We start from the raw sequence: 26,448 nt of genomic DNA on the forward strand, positions 1-26,448 counted from the left end.
GCCGACGTCGGAGCCCTCGTCGCCTGGATCGCCAGCGACGCAGCGAACTACCTCACCGGAGCCACCATCTCCAACGACGGCGGCTGGACCGCCTGACACCCACAAACCCGGACCAGGGCACCCCGCCGAGGACCTTCAACCCTCCGCCCACAACCACAAACACCAAACGGGCTGGCCGGCCATAGACGCCGTGCCGGCACCTGGACAATGGAGACCTATTTTGAATTCCCAGAACGCGCCTGTTGATCTCGGCACCGTCGGCATTTGGAGCGTCGAGCTGAGCGGGGTCGAACCTGCAGCAGGGGCAGAGGTTGCTGCCGAGCTCCACTCCCAGGGCTGGGGCGCCATCTGGCTCGTCGGCGCCGGCGGCCCGGGGATGTGGTCCGCCTCGGAGCGCATGCTCGGAGCCGGCGCTGAAGCGGCCGTCGCCTTCGGTGTCATGAGCATCTGGGGCACGGACGCCGATGCCGCACCGGCCGAGCACGACCGCCTGACCCGAAAGTTCGGGCCCCGGTTGATGAGCGGATTCGGGGTCAGCAACCCCCACTCGGCCGCCGCCGTCGGAAAGGACTTCACCACCCCCATCAGGGAGATGAACAAGTACCTGGACATGATTGACGGCGCGGTCCCGGCACTCCCCCGCCAGCAGCGCCTGCTCGGCGCGCTCGGGCCGCGGATGGTTGAGCTCGCCGGGCGCCGCACGGCAGGGATCCATCCCTTCCTCGTGACCGCTGAATCGAACGCCAGCTACCGTGAGGCCCTCGGCAGCGATGCCCTCATCGCACCACACCTCGGCGTCGTCCTTGAGAGCGATCCGGCGCGTGCTCGCGAAATCGCACGCCGCGGCGTCGGCATGTTCATCGGTTTCCCCGCCTACCAGGCAAACCTGCGCCGGCTGGGCTTCACCGACGAGGACCTCGTTCCCGGCGGCAGCGACCGCCTGATCGACGCGACCGTCGCCTGGGGCAGCGTCGACAAGGTCGCGGAGCGCATCGCCGAGCACCATGCTGCAGGAGCCGACCATGTGGCCCTGCACGTGATGTCCGGTGAACGCGGTCTCCCCACAGCCCAGTGGCGCGAGCTGTCACCGCTGGCCAGCCGGTAGAACCCGGACCCCCTGCGCAGCGCCCACCCCCGACGAAAAGGTGACCTGATGACCCCTCGATCGAACATCGGCTATGCCGCAATGCTCGAGCAGTTCCATCCAACCGAAGCGGTGGCTCTCGCGGCCTACGCCGAGGAAAGAGGGTTCAGCGGCGTGATGGCCGCAGACCACTTCCAGCCGTGGGTGCCGGCGCAGGGGCACTCCTCGTTTGTCTGGAACGTTCTTGCCGCCGTCGGCGAGCGCACCAGGGGAAGCTTCGGTCCCGGGGTCACCACTCCAACGTTCCGTTGGCATCCCGCCATGGTGGCCCAGGCCTCCGCCACCCTTGCCGCAATGTACCCGGGAAGGCACTGGCTCGGGCTGGGATCGGGCGAGGCGCTCAACGAACACATTGTCGGGGGGTACTGGCCGGAGGTTCCTGAGCGGATCAACCGGATGTTCGAGGCGATCGAGATCATCAACAAACTGTTCACCGCGTCCCTGGCGGGCAGGGACGTCCGGCATAACGGCCAGTACTACAAGATGGAATCGACGCGGCTGTGGACGATGCCCGATGTGCCTCCGGAAATCCATGTCGCGACGGCCGGACCCGTCACCGCAAAGCGTGCAGGCAAGCACGCCGACGGGCTCATCACCGTGGGGGCGCCGCTTGAGAAGATTGAGATGTTGTTCGAGCGGTTCCATTCGGGGGCGGTTGAGGCGGGAAAGGACCCGGGCAGCCTTCCCAAGGTGCTCCAGCTCCACCTCAGCTGGGCAGATATGGATGAGCAGGCCATGGCCAATGCACTGACTGAGTGGCCGAACGGCGGCATGAAGTTCCCCAAGGGGGACATCCGGTCGCCCTTCGAGCTTGAACAGATGGCGAAGCTGGTCCGGCCGGAGGACTTCGAAGGCCGCATGGTCATCTCCGCCGACCCCGACGTCCACCGGGCCCACATTCAGCGCTTCATCGACATCGGCTTCACCACCATCTACCTGCACAACGTCGGCCGAAACCAGCGGGAATGGATCGACGAGTTCTCCCGGAGCGTCCTTCCCGCCCTGAAGTGGTGAACATGCAGCCTCTGACGATCTTCCCGCTTGAGGGCATCGCGGAAATCACCGAAGGAACGGATCTGGCGGAGGTGATCCGCGTTGCCGCGGCCGGCGGTCTACTCGACGGCGACATCCTCGTGGTGTCCTCGAAGATCTTCTCGAAGGCCGAAGGACGCATCATCCCGGCCGCCGACCGCGAGGAGGCAATCACCCGGGAAACCGTCAGGGTGGTTGCCACAAGGCACCACCCGGGCGGCACTACGCGCATCGTCGAAAACCGCAACGGAATTGTCGCGGCCGCGGCAGGGGTCGATACAAGCAACACTGCGGCCGGAACGGTCCTGCTCCTGCCCATCGATCCTGACGCCTCGGCACTGCGGCTCTGCACCGAGCTGCGGCGCGCGCCGGGCGTGCGCGTGGGGGTCATCATGGCCGACACGCTTGGCCGGGCCTGGCGGCAGGGCCAGACCGATGCGGCGATTGGAGCGGCAGGAGTCGAGGTGCTTGAGGATCTTCGGGGCACCCGGGACAGCGCCGGCAACCTCCTCAAGGTGTCGATGCCCGCGGTGGCCGATGAGATCGCCGCGGCAGCCGACCTGGTCAAGGGCAAAGCAGCCGGGATCCCGGTGGCAGTGGTGCGCGGACTTTCCCACCTGGTGGTCGACGACGACGCCCTGACGCGGACCCCGGGGGCGCGGAGCCTGGTTCGGCCGCCCGCCGAGGACATGTTCCGGCAGGGATCCAATGAAGCCTACGCCGCCGGGTACGCCGCAGGTCTCGCGGCGGCCCTGAAGGAGGCTGCCCAATGAGCAAACTGACGATCCTCGCCGGCGGGGTAGGCGGCGCGCGCTTCGTCCGCGGCGCCCGGGCACTGGCGGCCACAACGGACCTGGACATCACGGTCGTCGCCAACACCGGGGACGATGCATGGCTGACCGGGCTGCGGGTTTGCCCCGACCTCGATTCGATCATGTACTCGCTCGGCGGGGCCAACGACGCCGAGCGCGGCTGGGGAAGGGCCGGGGAGTCCGAACGGGTCAGCGCCGAACTCACCGCCTATGGCGTGGGCTGGCCCTGGTTCACCCTGGGGGATCTCGACCTCGGCACCCACATAGCCCGCACCGCCCTGCTCCGGGAAGGACTCTCACTTACGCAGGTCACCGAACGGCTCGCCGCCCGCTGGAACCTCGGGATCCGGCTGCTTCCGGCCACCGACGACGAGGTTGAGACGCACGTCGAAGTCACGGACGAGGACGGGCGGACCCGGCTGATCCACTTCGAGGAGTGGTGGGTGCGCCACCGCGGCGCTCTTCCCACGCGGCGGTTCATTCAACGGGGACTTGAGTCCGCATCAGCCGCTCCTGCCGCCGTTGAGGCGATTGCCACGGCCGACGTGGTGCTGCTCGCGCCCTCAAATCCCGTTGTGTCGATCGGCACGATCCTCACCCTGCCCGGCATTGCCCAGGCCCTCCGGGATAGCCCGGCTCCGGTCGTCGGGGTTTCGCCCATCATCGGCGGCGCCGCAGTCCGCGGCATGGCCGAACTGTGCCTGCGCACTGTCGGGGTTGAGGTTTCGGCTGCAGCCGTCGGTCTCTCCTACGGTCCGCGCTCCGCCGGCGGGATCCTTGACGGGTGGCTGGTTGATACAACCGATGACGCCGCCCTGGCTCCGCTGAAGGATGCCGGCATCACCGCTCGGGCTGTCCCCCTGTGGATGAGCAGCGACGAAGCGTCCGCGGAGATGGTGGCTGCAGCGCTTTGCCTCGCCGCCGTTGCCCGCGAAGCCTAGGCGGCCCTTCCCTCGAGGGCCGCAATGACGCGCGTTGTCTCCGGACCAACACCACCGCGCAGCAGGTGGGCCAGGTCGCCCGGGGTGTCGACATCCCAGCGCAGCGGCGACGAAAGCGGAACGTCCAGCACCGTATGTCCGCGCCCTTCATGGCGCCGCCGCGACCCCGCACCGAACTGGGGATGCAGGTCCAGGGCGCGTCCAGCCAAAAGAGTGGTTCCCTGACCGGAGTGGTCGGTCACCATCGACCGCTCGAACCGGCAGGCCTCCGCCAAAGCGGCGTCGACATCGGCCCCCGTCAGTCCCGGCAGGTCGGCGGTCAATACTGCGGCCCACCCCGGTCCGAGGTACCTCAGGCCTGCGGATACCGCGGGGTTGAGTCCCCGGCCCGGGTCCGAAACCACCTGCACTCCCGCAGGGACCGCCGCCCGCACGCGGTCGTCGTTTGTCACGAGGACAACCCGGGCGACGGAGCGGCTCTGCTGGGCCGCCGCGACCGTATCCAGGGCGAACGCGAGGGCGAGATCCGCCACACCGTCGAGCCGGTCCCGGAGCCGGGACTTCGCGACATCGAGGGTCTTTACCGGGACCACAACGCTCCACGCCATGACCTCTCCTATCTGTTGCACTGAACCCTACGATTTCGCCGGGTCGGGCCTCCCCGTGGGGGCCGTTGCGGATCAAACCGGAGGACCCGCCCCGCCGGCCACACGCTTCGCCGATGCCGCCATCAAAATTTTTATACCGCTGGGAATATTATCCCACTTCCGCGGGTTTTGTATTTGTCAGTCAATAACTTGGGCGGCACCGCCCGGATCGGATTCACTCAACATGTCACAGGAATTTGCAGGCAAAGTAGTACTCGTCACCGGCGGAAGCCGCGGCATCGGCGGAGCGACGGCGCGGGCCTTCGCGAAGGCCGGAGCGGACGTGGCCATCAGCTACGCCGGAAACACCGAATCGGCCGAGAAGACCGTCGCCGAACTCCAGGCCGACGGCGTGCGCGCCGCCGCCTTCCAGGCCGACCAGTCCGACCAGGCCCAGGCTGTTGCACTGATCGAGCGCGTCGTCGAGCACTTCGGCAAGCTGGACATCCTCGTCAACAACGCCGGCATCACCGTGTGGGCTCCGGTGGCCAGCGAATTCGAGGACTTCGACGCCATCGAACGCCAGCATCGCATCAACTACACCAACATCGTCGCGGCTATCCGCGCAGCCATCCCGCACCTTCCCGAGGGCGGGCGCATCATCAGCATCGGCTCGGGCGTCGGCACGCGCGTCGGCTCGCCGGGACTGGCCGACTACGCCGGCGCCAAGTCCGCACTCGCCGGCTTCAGCAGGGGTGCCTCGCGCGACCTCGCGGCAAGGGGCATCAACATCAACGTCCTCCAGGCCGGCTACACCGACACCGAGATGAACCCGGAAACCGGCGACATGGCCGAGGTCTTCAACTCGTACACGGCCCTGGGCCGCTTCGCCCGTCCCGAGGAGATCGCCGCGGGCGTCCTCTTCCTCGCCAGCCCCGGGGCGTCCTACGTCACCGGCACCGTCCTGAACATCGACGGTGGCTACGGAGCCTGATCAACCCACGAACGGGGGGCTTCAGCCCGGACCGGCCACGCCGGTCCGGGCTGAGGAATCAGCGGGGGGTGGGGAACACGATCACGATCTTGCCGAAGTGCCCGCCCCCTTCGAGGTGGTGGAGCGCTTCCTGGACCCTGTGGACCGGGTAAGTGGAGTCGATCACGGGCCGAATTCCGCGCTCGTCGACGAAACGGGCCATCTCCACGTACATGTCGCGCGATCCGGTCTCGATCCCGTGAAGGTCAACGTTCTTCGTGACAAACTCGTACGTCTTCACCTGCGCAGCGAGGCCGGCGATGAGCCCCACGAAGCTGATTGTCCCCCCGATTTTGACGGCTTCGAGGGATTGGTTGAGGTTTTCGCCCCCCACCGTCTCAAGGACGTGGTCGGCCCCCTCCCCCGACGTGAACTCCAGCACTTCGGCGGGGACGTCTGGGGTCTTCTTGTAGTTGATCGCCCTGGCCGCACCATGCGCGAGCGCTTTGCTCAGCTTGTCGTCGCTGCTTGAGGTGATGATGGGGATGCCACCGCGCGCGACGACGAACTGCAGCGCAAACAAGGCAACACCCCCCCCGTGCCGTGGATGAGTACCGTCTGTCCTGGCTGGACGCGGCTGCGGCGTGCCACCGCATGCCAGGCGGTGAGGGCGGCGATCGGGAGTGCTGCGGCGGGCCCCGCGTCAAGGCTGCGCGGAGTGCGCACAGCCTCCTCCTGGTCGATGACCACATACTCGGCAAGCATTCCCCGGTTGACGGGCCCGCCGGTAGGCAACACATACGTTTCGCGGGTAAGCGGGCCGGATCGCCATCGGGGAAGGAACAGAGCCGACACGCTATCCCCAACGGCGAATCGAACCACCCCCTCACCCACTCCCACAACAGTGCCGACGGCATCGGAGATAGGCACCGTAGCCCCCGCAGGCTTCCAGCCGTCCACGCCGTTGACGACCAGCAGGTCCCGGTAGTTAAGTGACAGGGCCGCGATGTTGACCAGGACTTCCCCCGGACCCGGTTCCGGCAAGGGCACCCGGCCCTGCGAGAGCTTCTCGATGCCGTCACCGCTGGTGGTCCAAGCCGTCATGGTGCGGGCTGGATTGCCCGGCGGGGGTGAGGCGTTGGGTTTCATGAAAGTCATGGTCCCCCAGTAACCGGCACAGCAACAGGGCTGGGACGTATCCGCGTTGGCCGGCGGACACCGCCCGGACAGGCATCGGACGACGCCACCGGTCGGGCCGGCGCCGCAGAGATGCAGGCACGACGGTCCGGGGAATTTTCTTAGTGCCCTAACAGTTGGAGACTACGCAAATACAAATACACCAATGAAAGTGCGTTTCCTCCCGGATTCCACGTGTTTGGACGTGGGTTCTTTGGAGGAATAGACGGGGTGCTGCATCCCGTTGCGGGTAGGCGCTGGCAGTCCGCGCCCGTGAAGTGCCGACCGGCCGAGAGGCCGGGGGCGGCAAACAGAAGAATTTCGGGTCCGGGATACGGATCCAGGTGAGCCGGGTGCGCCCGGTTCAACATTGTGGAAGGTTATTGATAGTGACTGAAGTACAGACGACTGACGTTGTGATCATCGGCAGCGGTCCGGTCGGACAGAACGTCGCAGACCGCGCGGTCAAGGGCGGTCTGACCGCGGTGCTGGTCGAGTCCGAGTTGGTCGGTGGCGAGTGCTCATACTGGGCCTGCATGCCTTCCAAGGCGCTCATCCGATCCGGCGTGGCCCTTTCCACGGCCCAGTCCCTGCCGGGAGCGCGCGAAGCCATCACCGGATCCCTCAATGCGGAGCAGGTGTTCGCCCGGCGCGACGCCTTCGCGGCCAACTGGGACGACTCGGGTCAGGCGCAGTGGGTGGCACAGCAGGGAATCACCCTGGCCCGCGGTTACGGGCGCATTTCCGGTGAGCGTGAGGTTGAGGTGACGGCCCAGGACGGGACGGTCACGACGTTCCAGGCCCGTCAGGCTGTGGTGATCGCCACAGGATCCGTTCCCGTGGTTCCCCCCATTGAAGGGCTCGATGAGACCCCGTTCTGGGGTACCCGCGAGCTTGTGGCAGTTGATGATGTCCCGGAGTCGATCACCGTCATCGGAGCAGGCGTGGCCGGCACGGAGCTGGCCCAGGCCTTCTCCCGGCTCGGCACGAAGGTAACGATCATCGCCCGCTCGGAAATCCTCGGCGGGTTCCCGGCACCGGCGACCGAAATCGTGAAGAACGCCCTTGAAAAGGAAGGGATCCGTGTCCTGACCCGCACCGGCGTCCGGAACGTCGCCAAGAACGGCGAGAATGCCGTCACCGTCACCCTCGACAGCGGTGAGACGATCCAGTCCGAGAAGCTGCTCGTGGCAACCGGCCGCCGGCCGGCGCTGGACGGGCTCGGCCTTGAGGATCTCGGGCTCAGCCCAAAGGGACTTCCCTCCGATGACACGGGGCGGGTCCGCAGCGCCGGCGATTGGCTGTATGTCCTCGGTGACGCGGCCGACAAGGTGATGCTGACCCATCAGGGCAAGTACGAGGCCCGTGCCACCGGTGACGCAATCGCCGCCCGCGCGGCCGGTACGCTCGGTGACGATGTTGAGCGGTGGAGCAAGTACGCTTCGACGGCCAACTCCTACGCCGTGCCGCAGGTGGTCTTCACCGATCCGGAAATCGCCATGGCGGGACGGACGCTCGAGCAGGCGCAGAAGGACGGCGTCAACGCCTCGGAGATCTCGTTGCCGATCGCGGTCGCCGGTTCCGCACTCCACTCCGAGGGATACAAGGGCTGGGCGCAGATGGTCGTCGATGAGGACCGCAAGGTCATCATCGGTGCGACCTTCGCCGGACCGGAGGTGGCCGAAATGCTTCACGCGGCCACGATCGCTATTGCCGGCGAGGTCCCCCTCGATCGGCTCTGGCACGCGGTTCCGTCGTTCCCGACGGTCAGTGAAGTCTGGCTGCGGCTCCTTGAGAAGTACGGCCTCTGAGCCGTAGGCACCAACTGAACGAACAGCACAGTAGATCACAGTAGATGAGGGGCGCTCCCGGCGGATCAACCACCGGGAGCGCCCCTTCTGCATTCGCGGCGGAACGCGCGGGGCTTCGCATTCCGCCGTTTCCGCCAGCGGTTCCTGCCCTGGTAGGTGGCGGCGTCCGGTGCCGCCGCGCAGCCGGCGACACACGTCGTCGCCGCCGGGTTGGCCGTATTCCCCTCCGCACGCCTCTGACGCCCGGCCGGCACACGGAAAGAGCGGCCCGGAACCCACGCTGAAGGCGGGTTCCGGGCCGCTCCTGTCGGAAGTGGCGTTGGCGGCGGCGCTACCCGGCCAGGCCGGCGAGCCCGAAGATTGCCGCGGCAATGATGAAGCCCATCACGCCGATGAGCGTCTCCATCACGGTCCAGGTCATCAGGGTTGTCTTGACGTCCATGCCGAAGAAACGTCCAACAAGCCAGAATCCCGAGTCGTTGACGTGGGAGACAACAACGGAGCCTGCGGCCACCGCGATCACCAGCGCCGCCACCTGCATGCCGTTGAAGCCCGCTTGCGCGACTGCCGGAGCGATGAGGCCGGCGGTCGTCGTCAGCGCGACCGTTGCCGAACCCTGCGCGATGCGCAGGATCGCGGAGATCATGAAGCCCGCGACGATCAGGGGGATGCCGACCCCGCCCAGCACGTCCGCCAGCGCCGCACCGATGCCCGAGGTGCGAAGGACCCCGCCGAACATTCCGCCGGCGCCGGTGATGAGGATGACCGAGCAGACCGGGCCCAGTGAGGACTCAAGGAGCTTTTCCAGGGTGGTTCCGCTGGTGCCCCGGCGCTTGCCCAGGACGAACATTGCCACGAGGACGGAGATCAGCAGGGCCACGGGAGTCTCACCAATCGCGCGGAGCACCTGGAACCAGGACGCATCCTCGGCGGAGGCGGGCAGCAGGCCGGAGGCTGCTGCGGTGTTAAGCCCGGTGTTGAGGAAGATGAGGACAAGCGGCAACAACAGCACCCCGACGACTGTCCCGAAACGCGGCGGACGGGCCTCGGCTTCGGCATCGGCGTGGCCGAGCAGCTCGGGTACGGGCAGGACAAGTTTCCTGCCCGTCCTCAGGCCGTACAGGTAGGCGGCGACGTACCAGGTGGGCAGCGCGGCAATCAGGCCGGCGATGACGACGAGGCCGACGTTGGCTTCGAAGAAGGTTGATGCCGCCACCGGGCCCGGGTGGGGCGGCAGGAAGATGTGCATGACCGAGAAGGCGCCGGCTGCGGGAAGACCGTACCGGAGGACGCCTCCACCGAGGCGGTGCGCAACGGCGAAGACAACCGGCAGCATCACCACCAGCCCGGCGTCGAAGAAGATGGGGAACCCGAAGATCAGTGATGCAAGGCCCAGCGCGAAGGGCGCCCGGTGCTCCCCGAACTTGCCGATCAGGTAGTCGGCAAGTGCCTTGGCGCCGCCGCTGGTCTCGACGATGCGTCCAAGCATCGCCCCAAGGCCCACAAGCAGCGCGACGGTTCCGAGCGTGGTGCCGAAGCCGTTGATGAGGACCGGAACCACCTGGTTCGCCGGAATGCCGGTGGCGAAGGCCGTGCCGAGGCTGACAAGGATCAGCGCAAGCAGGGCGTGGAGGCGCAGCTTGATGATGAGGAAGAGCAGCACGGCTATTGCCGCGGCGGCGATCAGCAGCAGCGGGCCCGCGCTGAGCGTTTGAGTCCATCCTTCGATGGTCATGTATCTCCTTCAGACAATGGAATGTGATTAGCGGATTGGGGATTACAGCGCCGAGGGAGGCAGCGGTCCCCCGCCGTTGCGGCGCTTAAGTGCCGCAAGGATCTCCTCGACCAGCTGCTCGGGAGTGTGGCTGATGTCCAGTTCCATGCTGCCGGCGGCGAGTTCGCCGTCGTCGAGCGGTTCAAGGGCCGCCAGCTGGCTCGGCAGCAGGGTCGGCGGCATGAAGTGGCCGGAGCGTCCGAGCATGCGTTCGGCAAGCAGTGCCGGATCACCGGTGAGGTGGAGGAAGAGGACTGAGCCGTCAGCCGTTGCCAGCAGGTCCCTGTAGCTTCGCTTGAGCGCTGAGCAGGTGAGCACGGTGCTGTGTCCCGCCTGGGCCTGGCCGGTCATCCAATCGCGGATGCTCCGCAGCCAGGGCCAGCGGTCTTCGTCGTCCAACGCAATGCCGTGGCTCATCTTTTCGATGTTGGCCTGCGGGTGGAACTCGTCGGCTTCGGCCATGGACCAGCCGAGGCGTTGCGAGAGTGCGGTGGCGATCGTGGTCTTGCCGGAACCGGCAACACCCATCACTACAAGGTGGACTGGAGGATGCTCCATGCTCTGCTCCGAAAGGCGTCGTTGACTTGGCAGGACCGCGGGCGGTGGCCGCGATCAACAAGATAGCACTTCACGGCTGATTGGTACTACCTTTCCTCGAACTGGTCATACCTTTGACGAAATATGTCGGTATTCTCGTTGGGTGCGATGCGTAGCACAGAGAGGCAGGCCATGGCGGAGACACCGCACACCGGACCCCTGACGGGCGTCAACGCGCCCGCCCTCCATCACCAGGTCCTTGAGGCCCTTGGAGAAGCCATCGTCGCCGGCGAACTCGCCCCGGGCCGCCGGCTGACCCTTGAGGAGATCCAGCAGCAGTTCGGCGTCTCCCGGACACTGGCCCGCGATGCAATGCGCGTCCTCGAGTCGATCAACCTCGTCTATTCACGGCGCCGGGTGGGCATCGTCGTGCAGGACCGGAAGCTGTGGAACGTTTTCGATCCCAAGCTTGTCCGGTGGCGGTTGGCGTCCGCGCGCCGGGCCGAGCAGTTCAGGAGCCTGACCGAACTGCGCCTGGCCGTCGAACCGATCGCGGCGGCGGGAGCCGCCCGGCACGCCGGTCCGGCCGAGCGCGAGCAGCTGACCGAGCTGGCCGCCGAGCTGAGGCGTTTAGGGGAGGCAGGCGACCTTGACGCGTTCCTTGAAGCCGACATCTCCTTTCACCGCCTCCTGCTTCACAGCAGCGGCAACGAAATGTTCGCGGCACTCGACGCAATTGTCGAAGAGGTGCTTACGGGCCGCACCCGGCAGGGCCTCATGCCCTTCCATCCAAGCCCTGAGGCGCTCGATGCGCATGAAGGGGTCGCGAAGGCAGTGGCTGCGGGAAACGCGAATTCGGCCGAGGCATTCATGCTTCACATCCTCACGGAGGTCCGGAGCGCCATGGGGCTGGATTGAACCGGCCGTTAACCCATTTCCTACCGCACTGATTTCCCTCCGGCCGACCGGGAGGGCGATGCCGGCGATCCGGACACGCCAAGAAACCCGTGAAGGAGCGAGGCCGTTCCCTGCAGGTGGTCCTGGGTTCTTCGGTAGGCTTCCTCGTCATCGCCGCGGAGGATCGCATCGACGATCTGCTGGTGCTGGCGGTTGGAATGCTCAAGGTTGGGTTCAAGAAAGGGTATGCGGTCAAGGAGGTCGCTGACCCGGGCGCGGACGTCGGCCACCGCGGCGGCAAGGCTGGGAGAACCGGCGATTTCAGCAATAGCCACGTGGAACCTCGCGTCCTTCGGCCGGTAGGCATCGGCCGTCGCGTTGGCCACCTCGGCCAGCGTATCCAGCAGGTGCCTGCGTTGTGCGGGCGAAAGCCGGGCCTTGGCGGCCAGGGACGCCGCAGCCGGTTCGAGGACGTTGCGGAACACAAGCACATCCTCAACCTCAACGGGGTCGAGCTCGGCCTGCTCCCCCGGTTCCACCGGTCCCCGCTTGGAGATGTAGGTACCGCCATACCGGCCGCGGTGCACCTCGACGTATCCGGCCTTCTGGAGCGCTGACAGGGCCTCGCGCAGGGTCGCCCGCGACACACCCAGCAGCTCAGCCAATTCCCGCTCGGCGGGGAGTTTATCCCCTGCCGCAAATAATCCCAGCTTGATACTCCGAAGAAGCCGTTCAATGGTTTCCTCGAAGGCGTTTCCGTGCCGAACGGGGCGGAGAAACAGGGCGGGAGCCTCAAACGATTCCTTCTCCATTCCCCCATCCTATTCCGGCCGGCGGCGGCAACGATGCGATATTCCGCTCACTACGGCGGGCATCTGCGAAGTGGCCCTATTGACGCAGAGGGTGATGTACACCACACTGAAGTCAAATTTATGGACTAATAACAGACCATTAGCCCCTTGGAAGAAGGGATCTCCATGTCATCCTCCAACCCGCCCTCGGGCGACGAAGGGTACCTTGAGCACCGTCAACTGAAGCGCGGAGCAGCTGGGTGGGTACTGCTGGCAGGCCTCGGGGTCGCGTACGTCATCTCCGGGGACTTCGCGGGGTGGAACCTCGGGCTCGCGGAGGGCGGCTGGGGAGGGCTCCTCATCGCGTTCGTGCTGATGGGCATCATGTACACGTGCATGGTCTTCGCCCTGGCCGAACTGTCCTCCACGCTTCCCGCCGCCGGTGCGGGGTACGGGTTCGCGCGGCGGGCGCTGGGCCCGCTGGGCGGGTTCGCCACGGGCATGGCGGTGCTCATCGAGTACGCCGTGGCGCCCGCCGCCATCGCGATCTTCATCGGCGGCTACATCGAGGCCCTCGGCCTTTTCGGGCTCACGAACTCCTGGCCGGTCTACCTGGTGACCTACGCGATCTTCGTGGGGATCCATCTGCGCGGTGTGGGTGAAGCACTCCGGTTGATCTTCGGGATCACGGTCATCGCTGTCGTGGCCCTTGCCGCTGTCGTCGTCGGCCTGATCCCCCACTTCAACGCAGCGAATCTCTTCGACATCGTGCCCGATGGCTCCCCTGCCTCAAGCGCCTTCCTGCCGATGGGCATCAGCGGCGCCGTCGGTGCCCTCGTCTACGGGATCTGGTTCTTCCTCGCCGTCGAGGGCGTGCCGCTGGCCGCCGAAGAAACAGCAGACCCGAAGAAGGACATGCCGCGCGGCATCATCGCTGCCATCGTGATCCTCGTGGTCTTCGGGGCCCTGATGCTCGTCCTGGTTCCGGGCGCGGCCGGATCCTCGGCGATGAGCGGCTCCGACAACCCCCTCCCCGAGGCGCTGCGCGTCGCCTACGGAGGAAACACGGCCCTGGCTGACTTCGTCAACTACGCGGGCCTGGCAGGGCTCGTGGCCAGCTTCTTCTCGATCATCTACGCCTACTCCCGGCAGCTGTTCGCGCTTTCGCGGGCCGGCTACCTCCCCAAGTGGTTGTCGCTGACGGGCAGGCGGCGCACCCCTTATTGGGCGCTCATCGTCCCGGGCACCATCGGCTTCATCCTTGCCGCCGTGACCGGCAACGGCGGCCTGCTCATCAACATCGCCGTGTTCGGCGCAACCGTCTCCTACGTCCTGCTCAACCTCTCCCATATCGTGCTGCGGAGGAAAGAACCGGATCTTCCCCGGGGATACCGGACGCCCGGGGGCGTCGTAACGAGCTCGGTCGCACTGATCCTCGCCGCGATCGCCGTCGTCGCGACCTTCGTCGTCGACGTGCTTGCGGCATCCATCACAGCGGCGATCTTTGGTGCCGCACTGCTCTACTACTGGTTCTACAGCCGCCACCGCATCGTCGCCGGCGCCCCCGAAGAGGAATTCGCCCGCCTTGCTGCTGCGGAGGCGGAACTCAAGAGCTGAAGGCAATCCCGGCCGGCCGCCGCGTGCCGGCCGGCTCCCCTCGAAACCGAAACGGAAGTCACGGGAATCAGATGACAAACCAGATGCCAGGAAATGCCCAACAAGCCCAGCTGAGCGTTGAAGAACTCAGGGACAAGGTGGCTGCGGGCGAAATCGACACCGTTGTTGTGGCAATCACCGACTCCCTGGGCCGCCTCCAGGGCAAGCGGTGCGGAGCCAGGTCCTTCCTCGAGGACGTCCTGGAGCACGGGGCGGAAGGATGCAACTACCTCCTCTCCGTTGACGTGGAAATGAACACCGTGGACGGCTACGCAATGTCCTCCTGGGCGAACGGCTACGGGGACATGGTCATGCGGCCGGATCTCTCAACGCTGCGGCTCGTCCCCTGGCTGCAGGGCACCGCCATGATCCAATGCGACATCCTGTGGCTCGACGGGCGGCCGGTCAGCCAGTCGCCCCGGCAGATCCTCCGCGCCCAGATCGAACGGCTTGAGACGCTGGGCTACCGCGCCCACATCGGCACCGAACTGGAGTTCATCATGTTCGACGACAGCTACGAGGAGGCCTGGCACAAGAACTATGAAGGACTGACCCCCTCGACCCGCTACAACATCGACTATTCGCTGCTTGCCACGGCACGCCTGGAGCCGGTGATCCGCAGGATCCGCACCGAGATGGAAGCGGCCGGGCTCATTGTTGAATCGTCAAAGGGTGAATGCAACCTCGGGCAGCAGGAAATCACCTTCCGGTACGCCGAAGCGCTGAGGGCCTGCGACAACCACGCCTTCTACAAGAACGGGGCCAAGGAGATCGCAGCCCAGCAGGGGAAAAGCATCACGTTCATGGCCAAGTACAACGAGCGCGAGGGAAGCTCCTGCCACATCCACTTCAGCCTCACCGACCTTGAGGGAAACCCGGTGCTCGCCGGCGACGGCGAGCACGGCTTCAGCCCGGTCATGGAGCACTTCGTGGCCGGCCAGCTGGCCTCCCTCAAGGAACTGGCCTACCTCGTTGCGCCAAACATCAACTCCTACAAACGGTTTGTTGAGGGCAGCTTCGCGCCCACCGCGATCGCGTGGGGCCTCGACAACCGCAGCTGCGCGCTGCGGGTTGTCGGGCACGGGGCGGGCCTCCGGGTTGAAAACCGGGTGGGCGGCGGGGACGTCAACCCGTACCTTGCGGCTGCCGCGCTCATTGCCGCAGCCGTCCACGGCATCGAAAACGAACTTCCCCTTGAGCCGATCACCACCGGCAACGCGTACGAGTCGGACGCCGACCGGATTCCGTCAAACCTGCGCGACTCGCGGGCGCTGCTGGCCGACAGCGAGATCGCCCGCAAGGCCTTCGGGGACGAGGTGGTCGGCCACTACGTGCATGCGGCCGATGTGGAACTGAAGGCCTTCGACAGCGCCGTGACGGACTGGGAGCGCAAGCGTGTCTTCGAACGTCTCTGACACCTACCGCCCCCGGATTGGGCTGACCACCTATTACCAGGAGGCAGCATGGAGCGCCTGGAGGACGGACGCCGTTATCCTTCCCGGAACCTATGTGGAGGCCGTGGTTGCCGCCGGCGGCACGCCGGTGCTCCTTCCGCCCCTTGGCACCGACCCTTCGATCGTTGAGCTGCTCGACGGCCTCATCATCTCCGGAGGTCCCGACGTCGGAGCCGAACACTACGGGGCCGAACCGCACGACCTGACGCAGTCCCAGCCGGCCCGAGACGTTCACGACATTTCACTGACCCGCGCAGCGCTGGCCGCGGAGGTCCCCCTTTTCTCAATCTGCCGCGGAGCCCAGGTCCTCAATGTGGCCCTGGGCGGCTCGCTGATCCAGCACCTTCCGGACGTCAACCCCGCAGCCCGCTACCAGCCCGCACCCGGCGTCTTCGGCAGCGTCGACTTCACGACGGAACCGGGAAGCATCAGCGGAAAGCTGTTGGGACCGCGGGCCAGCGCCCCCTGCTACCACCACCAGGCCATCGACCGCATCGGTGACGGGCTCCGCGTGACGGCGGCAGCGGCGGACGGAACCGTCGAGGCCCTCGAAGCGTCGTCGGGCGGTTGGGTGCTGGGGGTGCAGTTCCACCCCGAACAGAATCCGGGCGACCTGCGGCTCTTTGAAGGGTTCATCGAGGCGGCACGCACCTACCGGAAGGAACGAGCAGGGAGGTCAATGGATGTCCGGCACCATGTATGACGTACTGAATCCGGCCACCGAAGAGGTGATCGAAACGGTGGCCCTCGCCACCCTGGAGGACACCGACCGCGCCATCTCGAAAGCCGCAACGGCCTTCGAGACGTGGCGCCACGTTGCACCCGCCGACCGGGCACTGCTGCTGCGCCGGTTCGCCGCCGCCGTTGACGCCGACCTCGAAAACCTCGCCCAGCTTGAAGTACGCAACGCCGGCCACACCATCGGCAACGCCCGGTGGGAGGCCGGAAATGTCCGCGACGTGCTTTCCTACTATTCCGCCGCACCGGAACGCCACCTCGGCCAGCAGATCCCCGTGGCAGGAGGGATCAACGTCACCTTCCACGAACCCCTTGGTGTTGTCGGGGTCATCGTCCCGTGGAACTTCCCGATGCCCATTGCGGCCTGGGGGTTCGCTCCCGCCCTCGCCGCGGGAAACACCGTCGTCCTGAAGCCCGCCGAACTGACGCCGCTGACCGCGGTGCGGATCGGCCGGCTGGCACGGGAGGCGGGACTCCCCGACGGGGTGCTTCAGATCATCCCGGGCAAGGGCTCGGTCGTCGGAGAGCGGTTCGTCACCCACCCGGCCGTGCGGAAGGTGGTTTTCACCGGCTCCACCGCCGTGGGCAAGCGCATCATGGCCGGCTGCGCCGATCAGGTGAAGCCCGTCACCCTTGAGCTCGGCGGCAAGAGCGCCAACATCATCTTCGACGACGCCGACCTCGAAGCAGCGGCAGCCGCCGCGCCCGGGGGTGCCTTCGACAACGCCGGCCAGGACTGCTGCGCGCGGTCCCGGATCCTCGTCCAGCGCACCGTTTACGAAAAGTTCCTTGGGCTGCTCGAACCCGCAGTGAAGTCCCTGCGGGTCGGCGATCCCCGCGACGAGGCATCATTCATGGGTCCGCTGATCTCCGCCGCCCAACACCGCACCGTCTCCGGCTTTGTTCCACAGGGCTCCCCCGTCGCGTTCCAGGGCACCGCGCCGACCGGCAAGGGGTTCTGGTTCCCGCCAACGGTGCTGACCCCGGATCCCGCCGACAGGGTGATGCGCGAGGAGATTTTCGGCCCCGTTGTGGCAGTTGTCCCCTTCACTGATGAAGCCGACGCCCTCCGCCTGGCCAACGATTCGATCTACGGGCTTTCCGGATCCATCTGGACCAGCGACGTCGGCCGGGCGCTGCGGATGGCCCGGGGACTGGAATCCGGAAACCTCTCGGTCAACTCCCATTCCTCGGTGCGGTATTCGACGCCGTTCGGCGGCTTCAAGCAGTCGGGGCTGGGGCGCGAGCTTGGCCCCGACGCCCTTGACGCCTTCACCGAAACAAAGAACGTCTTCATCTCCACCCGCTCGTAACGCCGATGCAGCAGAAGGAAAGCAGAACCATGGAAGTTATCTCCAACCGCCTCAAGGACCGCAGCGCCGTCATCACCGGTGGTGCAAGCGGCATCGGCCTGGCGACGGCCCGCCGCTTCGCCGCCGAAGGAGCGCGCGTTGTCATCGCCGACGTCGACCCCACGGCCGGCCTCCGGGCGGCCGAGCAGGTCGGCGGGCTCTTCGTGAAGGTCGACGTGACGAGCGAAGAGGACGTGAAAAACCTTTACGCGGTGACCCACGAGGCCTACGGACGCGTTGACGTCTCCTTCAACAACGCCGGCATCGCCCCCGCCGACGACGCCTCGATCCTCGAGACCGGCATTGACGCGTGGCGCAGGGTCCAGGAGGTCAACCTCACCTCGGTGTTCTACTGCTGCAAGTACGCCATCCCCTACATGCAGGCGCAGGGCAAGGGATCCATCATCAATACCGCGTCCTTCGTTGCGGTCCTGGGTGCGGCCACCTCGCAGATCTCCTACAGCGCCTCGAAGGGGGGCGTCCTCGCCATGAGCCGGGAACTCGGCGTCGAATTTGCCCGCCAGGGGATCCGGATCAACGCCCTCTGCCCCGGCCCCGTGAACACACCCCTGCTGAAGGAGCTTTTCGCCAAGGATCCGGTGAAGGCCGCCCGGCGCCTTATCCATGTTCCGCTCGGCCGTTTCGCGGAACCGGAGGAGCTTGCGGCCGCCGTCGCCTTCCTGGCCAGCGACGATTCCTCGTTCATCACCGCCTCGACCTTCCTCGTTGACGGCGGTATTTCCGGCGCCTATGTCACGCCCGAGTAGGCGCGCGGCGGGACGCGCCCGCTCAAGGGAAAAGATCCGAAGGGTGCTGCCCAAAAACCTTTACAACCCCGCCCCTGCGCCGCAAAATATTCGCATCGCGGCCTCCGCTGCCGAGCAGCGCGCTGCCAATGACACCAGCGGAGGGGTGCAAAATGAGTGAGAAGACTGATGAGATCGAGGCGGACCGTGCGCTTAAGCAACGGCACCGCGCTATGTGGGCACAGGGCGACTACCCTACCCTGGCCAGTGAGCTGATTTCGGACCTCGGGGCGATCCTCGTTGAGGCGTGCGGCGTCCGGCCCGGCCAGCGGGTCCTTGATGTGGCCGCCGGTGCGGGCAATGCGGCGATTCCTGCGGCAATGATGGGCGCGGAGGTGGTGGCCAGCGACCTCACGCCGGAACTGTTCGACGCCGGCCGCGAGCAGGCGGCCTCCCGCGGCGCTTCCCTCGACTGGAGGGAAGGTGACGCTGAGGCCCTGCCCTTCGCGGACGGTGAATTCGATGTGGTGATGTCGTGCGTGGGGGTGATGTTCGCCCCGCACCATCAGGCGGCGGCGGACGAACTGGTGCGGGTCTGCAAGCCGGGCGGAACGATCGGGCTGTTGAGCTGGACGCCCGAGGGATTCATCGGGAAGATGTTCGCCGCCATGAAACCGTATGCGCCTCCGCCTCCGCCCGGTGCGCAGCCGCCGCCGCTGTGGGGCAGCGAGGACCACGTGCGCGAGCTCATCGGCGGGCGGGTCACCGATGTCCAGACGCGGAAGCAGACTGTGTCGATCGATATTTTCCACCGGCCGGAGGACTTCCTTCACTACTTCAAGACCCACTACGGTCCGACGATATCGGTCTATAAATTCCTCGCCGACGACGAAACGAAGGTCACCGCGCTCGATACGGCCCTCACCGCCCTGGCTGCCGGGTTCAACGCCGCCGAGGGAAATTCGGGGTTGACGATGCACTGGGAATGCCTGCTGTTCACTGCCCGGAAGGTGGACGCCGGGGCCGGCGCCGGGGCGGGGCAGTAGCGGAGGGCGTGGTCCGCGCCAGTGACGGGCCCTGAACGCGCAGCGCCCTGCGCTTTCGCTCAGGGCTCGTCGCTGCGTGCCCGGTCGAGCAGTTGGGCCAGATGGATCCCCCGGCGGGTGCTGAGGTCCTCGAGCTGGGTACGGCAGGAAAACCCGTCCGCCAGCACCACGGCGTCCGATTCCGCCGCCCGGACCGCGGGCAGCAGCTGCTGTTCGGCGACCAGCACCGACACCTCGTAGTGGCCCCGCTCAACCCCCCAGTTCCCGGCCAGGCCGCAGCACCCGCCCAGTTTCTGCAGGGAAGCACCGGCACCCTCGAGCAGTGCGGCATCGGCACTCCAGCCCATCACCGCATGGTGGTGGCAGTGTGGCTGGGCGATAACAGTGGCTCCGGAAAGCGGGGGCGGGCTGTAGCCGGGGGTCTTCGTGAGGATCTCGGCCAGGGTGAAGGTGGACTCCGCCACGCGGTCCGCGGCCCCGGGACCCAGCAGCTCGGCCGCATCAGCCCGCAGGACCCCCGTGCACGAGGGTTCAAGGCCAACGATGGGAACCCCGCGGTCGGCCGCACCGGCGAGCGCCGAGACGGTTGCACCAAGGGTCTTGCGGGCGGAGTCGAGCTGGCCGGTGGAAATGAGGGTGAGGCCGCAGCACAGCGGCTCATCGGGTAGCTGGACGGCGTAGCCTGCGGATTCAAGCACCCGCACCGCGGCCTTGCCGACCTCCGGGGAGAAGTGGTTGGTGAACGTGTCGGCCCACAGCAGGACGGGCCCGGCGTTCCGCGCTGCGGCGGGCGCCCCGGGGGTGCGGGAACGAAACCAGGCGGAGAAGGTCTGCGGCGCGAACGCGGGAATGCCGCGCCGCGGGTCGACGCCGGCGGCGCGGAGGCCCAGGTGCCGGAAGCCGGGCACCCGCATCAGGGCGTTGGCGGCGCCCGGCGCCTTCGCCGCGATCCGGGCCCACCGTGGAAGCCAGCCCAGCGAATAGTGGGAGGCCGGCCGGATCCGCCCCTTGTAGCTTTGGTGGAGCATCTCGGCCTTGTAGGTTGCCATGTCGATCCCCGTGGGGCAGTCCGAAGCGCACCCCTTGCAGGAGAGGCAGAGGTCGAGGGCCTCGTGCACCTCGGGGGTGCGCCAGTCGGGCCTGCCGGGGCGTCCCCGGGCCGTTGATCCATTGATCATTTCCTGGAGCGCCCGGGCCCGGCCCCGCGTGGAATCCTTTTCCTCGAGGGTGGCGATGTAGGACGGGCACATCACCTGCCGGTTGTCGGTGTGCGCGGCCCGGCACAGTCCCACCCCGGTGCAGCGGTGCACCGCCTGGCTGAAGTCGCCGCCGTCGGAGAGGTAGCGGAACCCGAGGCCCGTCCGCAGCGGGCCCGCTTCGGCCACCCTCAGGTTCGCGTCGAGGGGTTCGGGGTCGACCACGACGCCCGGGTTGAGGATGTTGTCGGGATCGAGGAGGCCCTTCACCCTGGCGAAGAGGGACAGCGCGGCCGGGGAGTACATGAACGGGAGGAGTTCGCTGCGGGCCCGCCCGTCGCCGTGTTCCCCCGACAGGGAGCCGCCGTACGCTGCGACGAGGCGCGCCGCGTCGGTGAGGAAGGAACGGAAAACGGCTTTGCCGTCGCCGCGGGTGAACGGGAAGTCAAGGCGGACGTGGAGGCAGCCGTCTCCGAAGTGACCGTAGGGGAACCCTTGGAGGTTGTGGTCAACCAGCAGGTCGTCGAACTCGCGCAGGTAGTCGCCGAGCCGTTCCGGTGGAACCGCCGAGTCCTCCCATCCGGCGTGGGCGGGCACTCCGGCCGGCGACCTGCCCGCCAGCCCCCCGCCGTCCTCCCGGATCCTCCACAGCGCCGTGGCCTGGCGGGGGTCGGTGATGATGCGGGAATGCCGTGCGGCGTCGAGCCTGCTGACCCTGAGTGCGCGGTCCGCCACTTCGGCGGCGTCGCCTCCGGAAAGCTCAACGAAAAGCCAGGCGGCCCCGCCGGGAAGTTCGGGGACCGCGCCCGGGCCCTTGCGGGTGCGGACCACCTGGACGATGCGCGAGTCAAGGCCCTCGCAGGCCGTGGGGTGGAACGGCAGGACCGACGTCACCGCGTCGCCTGCCGCTCCGATGGTGTCGAACCCGAGGACCACCAGCGTCTTGTGCGGAGCGTCGTCGACGAGGCGCACCCCGGCCTGGAGGATGACGGCGAGGGTGCCTTCGCTGCCGGTCAGGGCACGCCGCAGGTCGAACCCGTGTTCGGGCAGCAGGTGCTCAAGGGAGTACCCCGAGACCTGCCGCCCGAAACGGCCCAGCTCGGTGCGGATGGTGCCCAGTTCACTGCCGACAAGGGAGCGCAGCCGGTCGGTCACCGGTGTTGAGGGCGTTCCGTCCTCCCCGAGGAAAAGCCGCTGCCCCGAACCGGTCATCACGTCGAGGTGGGTCACGTTGTCGGCCGTGCGCCCGTAGGCGAGTGCGCGGGACCCGCACGCATTGTTGCCGATCATCCCGCCAACGGTGCAGCGCGAGTGGCTCGAGGGGTCCGGGCCGAACCGCAGACCCTCGGCGAGCGCCACCTTCTGGAGCGTGGCGTGGACCGCTCCGGGCTCGACGACGGCGGTGCGGGCGGCGGGGTCGAATTCAAGCACCCGCGTGAGGTGCCTGCTGCAGTCCATCACCACGCCGGTGCCGATCGCGTTGCCGGCGATCGACGTTCCGGCGCCCCGGGCTGTCAGCGGAACGCCGCGCTCCCGGCACACCTCGATTGTGGCAAGGACGTCGTCGGTGGTGCGGGGGAAGACAACCGCCGACGGCGTCGCCCGGTACAGGGAGGCATCGGAGGAGTAGACGGCCCGCGAGGTGGCGTCGTCGCGCGCGTCGGCGACGCCGGCGGCGGCAAGCGCCCCGACCAGTGAACGCGGTGCGGAAAGCAGCCTCGCCATCGCAGCATCCTACCCCCAAGCGGCCGCCGGGATGCCGTTTCCCGCTCACTTGACCGGCTGAGGATACTCAGGTTCCTGCAGGCGCCAACACGATGTCGAAGCGGGCCCGGGCCCAGGCGCCGTCGAGGGTCCGGCCCGTGGGATTGGGGGTTCCGGGCTGCTGCTCGAGGAAGTCCTTCACGAGGGAATCCTTGACGCCGAATACGCTGTCGGAGGCCAGCAGCTCATCGCCCCGAACGAAGATGTGCGTCACCAGGGTGCGCTGGTTGGGGGCGGTCACCAGGAAGTGGAGGTGGGAGGCGCGCATGGGCGAGCGTCCGGCGGCTTCAAGCATCTTCCCCACCGGCCCGTCGTGGGGAATCGGGTAGGGGGTGGGCGTCAAACCCCAGAACCCGTAGTTCCCCTCGGCATCGGAGTAAAGGTGGGCGCGTCCGCTGACCCGCTGGTCTCCGTACTGGACATCGTAGAAACCGTCTTCGTCGGCCTCCCAGACCTCGATCCGGGCACCCGGCACGGGGTTGCCTTCGGTGTCGGAAACCCTGCCTTCGACCCAGCAGGGCTGGCCCGGTGCCCCGCCGGCGAGGTCGCCGCCGATCGGGATCTCCGGGGAGTCATCGGCGAAGAACGGCCCGAAAACCGTGGCTTCGGTTGCTCCCTTGTAGGCCTCGTTGTTGATCGCCACCGTCTGCATCGAGGCGCCGAGGACATCCGAGAGCAGGATGAACTCCTGGCGCTTGTCATCGGTGATGGCTCCGGCCGCGGTGAGGAACCCGATTCCGGCCGCCCACTCCTCCTCGGTCAGGCGCACGTCGCGGATGAATGAATGAAGGTGGAGCGTCAGTGACTCGAGGAGCTGCTTCAGCCGCGGGTTCTCCGTCCCGGCGAAGGAGGCGAGCACCTTCTCGACGAGCTGTTCCTCAACGGCCTGCTGCTCCGGCGGGATTCCGGGGCCGGTTCCGGTGGTGGGGTTCGAGATCATTGTGGTTCTCCAAGAAGTTCCTCGGCGGGGGATCCGGCCCAGGCGGCCCGCAGCAGCCGCGCGACATTGTCCCGGGTGGGGGTGCGCGGGTTCGATTCGGGGATCACCGGCAGGATCAGGTCGAGGGCTTCGTCGAGGTTCTCTTCGGCCAGGCCGTAGTCCTTGAGCGCTCTGGGTGCCCCGATCGCCCGGCGCAGTCCGGCGAGCCCGGAGGAAGCGCCTGGGGAGCCGAACGCCGCAGCGATGCGGTCCGCCGCATCGGGGGCGGAGTCCGCGTTGAAGGCGAGGACGTAGGGAAGCACGACGGCGTGGGTCTGGGCGTGCGGGAGGTTGTAGGCGCCGCCGAGCACGTGGCAGATCTTGTGGTGCATTCCCGATCCGGCGGAGGCGAACGCCACGGCGGAAAGGTAAGCACCGTAGAGCGCCTCTTCGCGTCCTTCGAGCCCTGCCGGGTCTTCGTTGATCCTGGGCAGTCCGGAGTTGAGCGCGCGGATGCCTTCGGCCGCCAGGGCCCGGTTGATCGGATCGGCGCGCGGCGCCCACATGCTGTCGACGCAGTGTGCGAGCGCGTTGAGCCCCGACGCCACCGACAGCTCGCGGGGCAGGGAAAGCGTCAGTTCGGCGTCGTACACCACCGTTGCCGGAAGCACCGCGTCGTCGACGCCCGTCGTCTTGCGGGACTCCTCGGTGATGCCCCACACGTTCGTCGCCTCGGAGCCGGCATAGGTTGTGGGGATCGCGATGATGGGAAGGCCCGTCGTCAGCGCAACCGCCTTGGCCAGCCCCACGGTTGAGCCTCCGCCGAGGCTCACGATCAGGTCGATCCCGGCCGCCGCTGCGGCGGCCCGCGCCTTTTCGGCCTTCTCACGCGGCACGTGGGGGGCGACGTCGTTGTAGGTGAGAGCGACGTCGATGCGTCCCGCAATGCGCCGGGTGGTCTGTGCGTCGGAAGCCGAGGAGATGAGCATCACCCGTTGGGCGCCCCACCGGGCGACCTCGGCCTCGAGGTTTTCAGCTGCCGCTCCGTAGCCGAAGATCACCCGCTGCCCGAGGGTTGTGTGGTCGAACGTGAGGCGGGCGGGGCCGCCGGTGGCGTGCTGTGTCATGAGCCGTTGCTCCTGCTGAGAATGCCCTGCAGTGCGCTGCGGAGCGAGTCTTCGGGGTCATTGGTGAGCCGGTGGGAACGCCAGGCGACGTGCTTGTCGGGGCGGACGAGGACGGCGCCGTCTTCCTCGACGCCGCGGAGCCGGGACCAGTCGAAGTAGAGGTCGGTGATCTCCTGCCCCGGTCCGATCACCACGGGGGTGATGTCGACGCCGAGCTGGTCCGAGACCTTGCGTGCGGCTTCGGCCCAGTCTCCCCCGGTGATGCCGGTCAGGAGGGTGAACCTGCCGTAGGGGGCGAGGTCGTGGGTTGAATACTTGGTGCGGCTGTCGCCGACCCAGGCGTGTGGCAGGCGGGCGCCGGGGCAGGTGCTTGCCTCGTAGTAGAGCTCCGGGTTGCGCGGGTTGACCGGCGAGGTTCCGTCGCCGACGACGGCACTCGATTCGTAGTGCTGGCCCATCTCCACGCCGTGCGCGTTGAACTCGTAGTTCTTGATTTCCATCGCCGACTGGATGGCCGCCCGCATTGCGGCCCCCTCGGGGGTGTTGTCCTTGCGTGATTCGATCAGCGCGTTCATCTCCTGCTGGGACCCGGCCTTGTCGATCCCCAGTGCCTCGAAGAGCTGGGCGAATTCCCGGCCCGACTTGTTGGCCCGCTTGACGATCTGCCGGGCCACCGGGGCGCGTTCGGCCGAGTAGGTGTCGAGCAGTTCCTCGCCGGCCTGGCCCTTAAGCACCGCGGCGATCTTCCAGGCGAGGTTGTAGGAGTCCTGGATTGACGTGTTGGAGCCGAGTCCGTTGCTCGGCGGATGCTTGTGGATCGCGTCGCCCGCGCAGAAGACGCGGCCGGACTGCAGGTGCGTCGCATACTGCTCGTTGTTTCCCCACAGGGAAGTGCCGGTGATCTCAACCTCGAGGTCCTCGACCCCCACGAGGTTCCGCACGATCTCGATCGCGGATTCCTCGGTGACGGTGGGTGGTTCCTTGGTGATGTCGAACCCCCAGACGATCAGCCATTCGTTCCAGGGCCGGACCATGCGGACAAGCCCCGCGCCGATGCCACCGATGTTCGAGCCGGGCTGGACCACCCAGTACAGCACCGAGGGCCGGTGGCCGACGAGTTCGGAAATGTCGGCCTTGAAGGTGATGTTCATCGACCCGGCGATGTCCATGCGGCCCTCGTAGGGAAGCCCGACGTCGGCGGCCACCTTCGAGCGCGAACCGTCGGCCCCGATGAGGTACTTGGCCCTGATTGTGTATTCGGTTCCGGTGAGCCGGTCCAGGACCTGCACGTCAACACCGTCGGCGTCCTGCCGGTGGGAGAGGTACTCGGTGGAAAACCGCGCCTGCGCGCCGCGCTCGGCAGCATTCCGGACGAGGATCGGTTCGAGGTAGGTCTGGGGGATGTCGCAGTTCAGCGAGGGCGAGGCAAGTTCATAGTCGGCGTGCCGGGCGGGGTGGTTGCCCCAGGTGAGGATGCGGCCCAGTTCCTCGCCTGCCAGGGAGGTGCAGAAGACCGTGTCGCCTATCATCTCGTGGGGCGTCGCGTCGGCGAGGACCTGCTCTTCGATGCCCAGGTCCCGGAAGATCTCCATGGTGCGCTGATTGGTGATGTGGGCCCGCGGGGTGTTGGCGGTCCACCGGTACTTGGTGATCATGATGTTCCCGACGCCCAGCGAGGAAAGGAAAAGGGAAGCTGCCGAGCCTGCGGGTCCGGAACCGACAACGAGCACGTCTGTTGTCACGACGGCGGAGTCGGGGACGGGCGTTTCGGGGCGTCCGTCGTTGAAAATCACCATGGGTTCTACCTTCCGGAGGGCTGCTTCACACGGGGGCGGGGCTGCGGGGAGCAGGCGGGGCCCAGGGGCGCCTGCCCGGGAGAGAGGCCGGCCCGCCGTCTGTGACCTGGTTCATACAGAGTGTTCACCATCAGAACACATGTTTGCAAAGCGTACAAGCGGAGGTGAACCCCGCCGCG

23 protein-coding genes are annotated in these 26,448 nt (G+C 67.2%); 13 read left to right on the plus strand and 10 right to left on the minus strand.

Translation table 11 applies throughout. The features are described 5' to 3' along the window. Positions 1-220 precede the first annotated feature (220 nt). From AC4D2R_RS17460 to cofD, 4 genes are read left to right on the plus strand one after another with little or no spacing between them, the layout of a single operon-like run. A complete protein-coding gene (locus AC4D2R_RS17460) occupies positions 221-1,105 on the plus strand; it encodes a TIGR03620 family F420-dependent LLM class oxidoreductase (protein ID WP_490941370.1) in 885 nt (294 codons plus the stop codon). Positions 1,106-1,153: 48 nt separating this feature from the next. Next, entirely contained in the window at positions 1,154-2,158 is a 1,005-nt protein-coding gene (locus AC4D2R_RS17465) for a TIGR03557 family F420-dependent LLM class oxidoreductase (protein WP_490941371.1), read from the plus strand. A 2-nt stretch (positions 2,159-2,160) separates the two neighbouring features. Continuing rightward, on the plus strand, positions 2,161-2,949 hold the full coding sequence (gene cofE, locus AC4D2R_RS17470; protein WP_490941372.1) for a coenzyme F420-0:L-glutamate ligase: 789 nt from the start codon (positions 2,161-2,163) through the stop codon (positions 2,947-2,949). Next, entirely contained in the window at positions 2,946-3,929 is a 984-nt protein-coding gene (gene cofD / locus AC4D2R_RS17475) for a 2-phospho-L-lactate transferase (RefSeq protein ID WP_490941373.1), read from the plus strand. Before cofE ends, cofD begins: the two co-directional genes overlap by 4 nt. On the opposite strand, the gene cofC is transcribed toward cofD, so the two are convergent. Next, the gene (gene cofC, locus AC4D2R_RS17480; protein ID WP_490941374.1) at positions 3,926-4,537 is read right to left on the minus strand and encodes a 2-phospho-L-lactate guanylyltransferase; all 612 of its coding nucleotides are present in this window, start codon (positions 4,535-4,537) and stop codon (positions 3,926-3,928) included. The genes cofD and cofC overlap by 4 nt on opposite strands. A 223-nt stretch (positions 4,538-4,760) precedes the next feature. Here cofC and AC4D2R_RS17485 point away from each other — a divergent pair, with 223 nt between their 5' ends. Continuing rightward, positions 4,761-5,510 (plus strand): SDR family NAD(P)-dependent oxidoreductase, encoded by a 750-nt coding sequence (locus AC4D2R_RS17485; protein WP_490941375.1) that lies wholly within the window; start codon positions 4,761-4,763, stop codon positions 5,508-5,510. 58 nt (positions 5,511-5,568) lie between these two features. Here the strand turns inward: AC4D2R_RS17485 and AC4D2R_RS17490 are convergent, their stop codons facing one another. Next, positions 5,569-6,072 carry a zinc-binding dehydrogenase gene (locus AC4D2R_RS17490; protein ID WP_490941376.1) on the minus strand — a complete coding sequence of 168 codons (504 nt, stop codon included), beginning with the start codon at positions 6,070-6,072 and terminating at the stop codon, positions 5,569-5,571. Continuing rightward, positions 6,000-6,638: an alcohol dehydrogenase catalytic domain-containing protein gene (locus AC4D2R_RS17495; protein ID WP_490941377.1), complete on the minus strand. Its 639-nt coding sequence runs from the start codon at positions 6,636-6,638 to the stop codon at positions 6,000-6,002. The genes AC4D2R_RS17490 and AC4D2R_RS17495 overlap by 73 nt, the downstream gene beginning before the upstream one ends. 416 nt (positions 6,639-7,054) lie before the next feature. Between AC4D2R_RS17495 and AC4D2R_RS17500 the strand changes: the two genes are divergently transcribed. Continuing rightward, the gene (locus AC4D2R_RS17500; RefSeq protein ID WP_490941378.1) at positions 7,055-8,476 is read left to right on the plus strand and encodes a dihydrolipoyl dehydrogenase family protein; all 1,422 of its coding nucleotides are present in this window, start codon (positions 7,055-7,057) and stop codon (positions 8,474-8,476) included. A gap of 331 nt (positions 8,477-8,807) precedes the next feature. On the opposite strand, the gene AC4D2R_RS17505 is transcribed toward AC4D2R_RS17500, so the two are convergent. Both AC4D2R_RS17505 and AC4D2R_RS17510 read right to left on the minus strand, forming a co-directional pair. Beyond that, a complete protein-coding gene (locus AC4D2R_RS17505) occupies positions 8,808-10,211 on the minus strand; it encodes a GntP family permease (RefSeq protein ID WP_490941379.1) in 1,404 nt (467 codons plus the stop codon). A 42-nt stretch (positions 10,212-10,253) separates the two neighbouring features. After that, positions 10,254-10,808 carry a gluconokinase gene (locus AC4D2R_RS17510; protein WP_490941380.1) on the minus strand — a complete coding sequence of 185 codons (555 nt, stop codon included), beginning with the start codon at positions 10,806-10,808 and terminating at the stop codon, positions 10,254-10,256. A gap of 171 nt (positions 10,809-10,979) precedes the next feature. On the opposite strand from AC4D2R_RS17510, the gene AC4D2R_RS17515 reads away from it, so the two are divergent. Continuing rightward, a complete protein-coding gene (locus AC4D2R_RS17515) occupies positions 10,980-11,705 on the plus strand; it encodes a FadR/GntR family transcriptional regulator (RefSeq protein ID WP_490941381.1) in 726 nt (241 codons plus the stop codon). Positions 11,706-11,725: 20 nt separating this feature from the next. Here the strand turns inward: AC4D2R_RS17515 and AC4D2R_RS17520 are convergent, their stop codons facing one another. After that, entirely contained in the window at positions 11,726-12,496 is a 771-nt protein-coding gene (locus tag AC4D2R_RS17520) for a FadR/GntR family transcriptional regulator (RefSeq protein WP_490941382.1), read from the minus strand. Between the two features lie 165 nt (positions 12,497-12,661). Here AC4D2R_RS17520 and eat point away from each other — a divergent pair, with 165 nt between their 5' ends. From eat to AC4D2R_RS17550, 6 genes are all read left to right on the plus strand, one after another. Further along, positions 12,662-14,092, plus strand: coding sequence for an ethanolamine permease (eat, locus tag AC4D2R_RS17525; RefSeq protein ID WP_490941383.1), 1,431 nt, complete (start codon positions 12,662-12,664; stop codon positions 14,090-14,092). A 71-nt stretch (positions 14,093-14,163) separates the two neighbouring features. Beyond that, a complete protein-coding gene (locus AC4D2R_RS17530) occupies positions 14,164-15,546 on the plus strand; it encodes a glutamine synthetase family protein (protein WP_490941384.1) in 1,383 nt (460 codons plus the stop codon). Next, positions 15,527-16,288, plus strand: a complete 762-nt coding sequence (locus AC4D2R_RS17535) for a gamma-glutamyl-gamma-aminobutyrate hydrolase family protein (protein WP_490941385.1) — start codon at positions 15,527-15,529, stop codon at positions 16,286-16,288. The genes AC4D2R_RS17530 and AC4D2R_RS17535 overlap by 20 nt, the downstream gene beginning before the upstream one ends. After that, entirely contained in the window at positions 16,269-17,636 is a 1,368-nt protein-coding gene (locus tag AC4D2R_RS17540; RefSeq protein ID WP_490941386.1) for an aldehyde dehydrogenase family protein, read from the plus strand. Before AC4D2R_RS17535 ends, AC4D2R_RS17540 begins: the two co-directional genes overlap by 20 nt. A gap of 29 nt (positions 17,637-17,665) precedes the next feature. Next, the gene (locus tag AC4D2R_RS17545; RefSeq protein ID WP_490902972.1) at positions 17,666-18,442 is read left to right on the plus strand and encodes a 3-oxoacyl-ACP reductase; all 777 of its coding nucleotides are present in this window, start codon (positions 17,666-17,668) and stop codon (positions 18,440-18,442) included. 152 nt (positions 18,443-18,594) lie between these two features. Then, on the plus strand, positions 18,595-19,467 hold the full coding sequence (locus tag AC4D2R_RS17550; RefSeq protein ID WP_490941387.1) for a class I SAM-dependent methyltransferase: 873 nt from the start codon (positions 18,595-18,597) through the stop codon (positions 19,465-19,467). A gap of 59 nt (positions 19,468-19,526) precedes the next feature. Here AC4D2R_RS17550 and AC4D2R_RS17555 read toward each other — a convergent pair whose 3' ends face one another. The 4 genes from AC4D2R_RS17555 to AC4D2R_RS17570 form a co-directional block, all read right to left on the minus strand. Further along, a complete protein-coding gene (locus AC4D2R_RS17555) occupies positions 19,527-22,388 on the minus strand; it encodes an FAD-binding and (Fe-S)-binding domain-containing protein (protein ID WP_490941388.1) in 2,862 nt (953 codons plus the stop codon). A 67-nt stretch (positions 22,389-22,455) separates the two neighbouring features. Further along, positions 22,456-23,367 (minus strand): dioxygenase family protein, encoded by a 912-nt coding sequence (locus tag AC4D2R_RS17560; protein ID WP_490941389.1) that lies wholly within the window; start codon positions 23,365-23,367, stop codon positions 22,456-22,458. Continuing rightward, positions 23,364-24,473, minus strand: a complete 1,110-nt coding sequence (locus AC4D2R_RS17565) for a maleylacetate reductase (protein WP_490941390.1) — start codon at positions 24,471-24,473, stop codon at positions 23,364-23,366. The genes AC4D2R_RS17560 and AC4D2R_RS17565 overlap by 4 nt, the downstream gene beginning before the upstream one ends. Further along, positions 24,470-26,269, minus strand: coding sequence for an FAD-dependent oxidoreductase (locus AC4D2R_RS17570; protein WP_490941391.1), 1,800 nt, complete (start codon positions 26,267-26,269; stop codon positions 24,470-24,472). Before AC4D2R_RS17570 ends, AC4D2R_RS17565 begins: the two co-directional genes overlap by 4 nt. Positions 26,270-26,448: the final 179 nt, after the last annotated feature.

It is taken from the genome of Arthrobacter sp. TJ-217 (assembly GCF_058269255.1).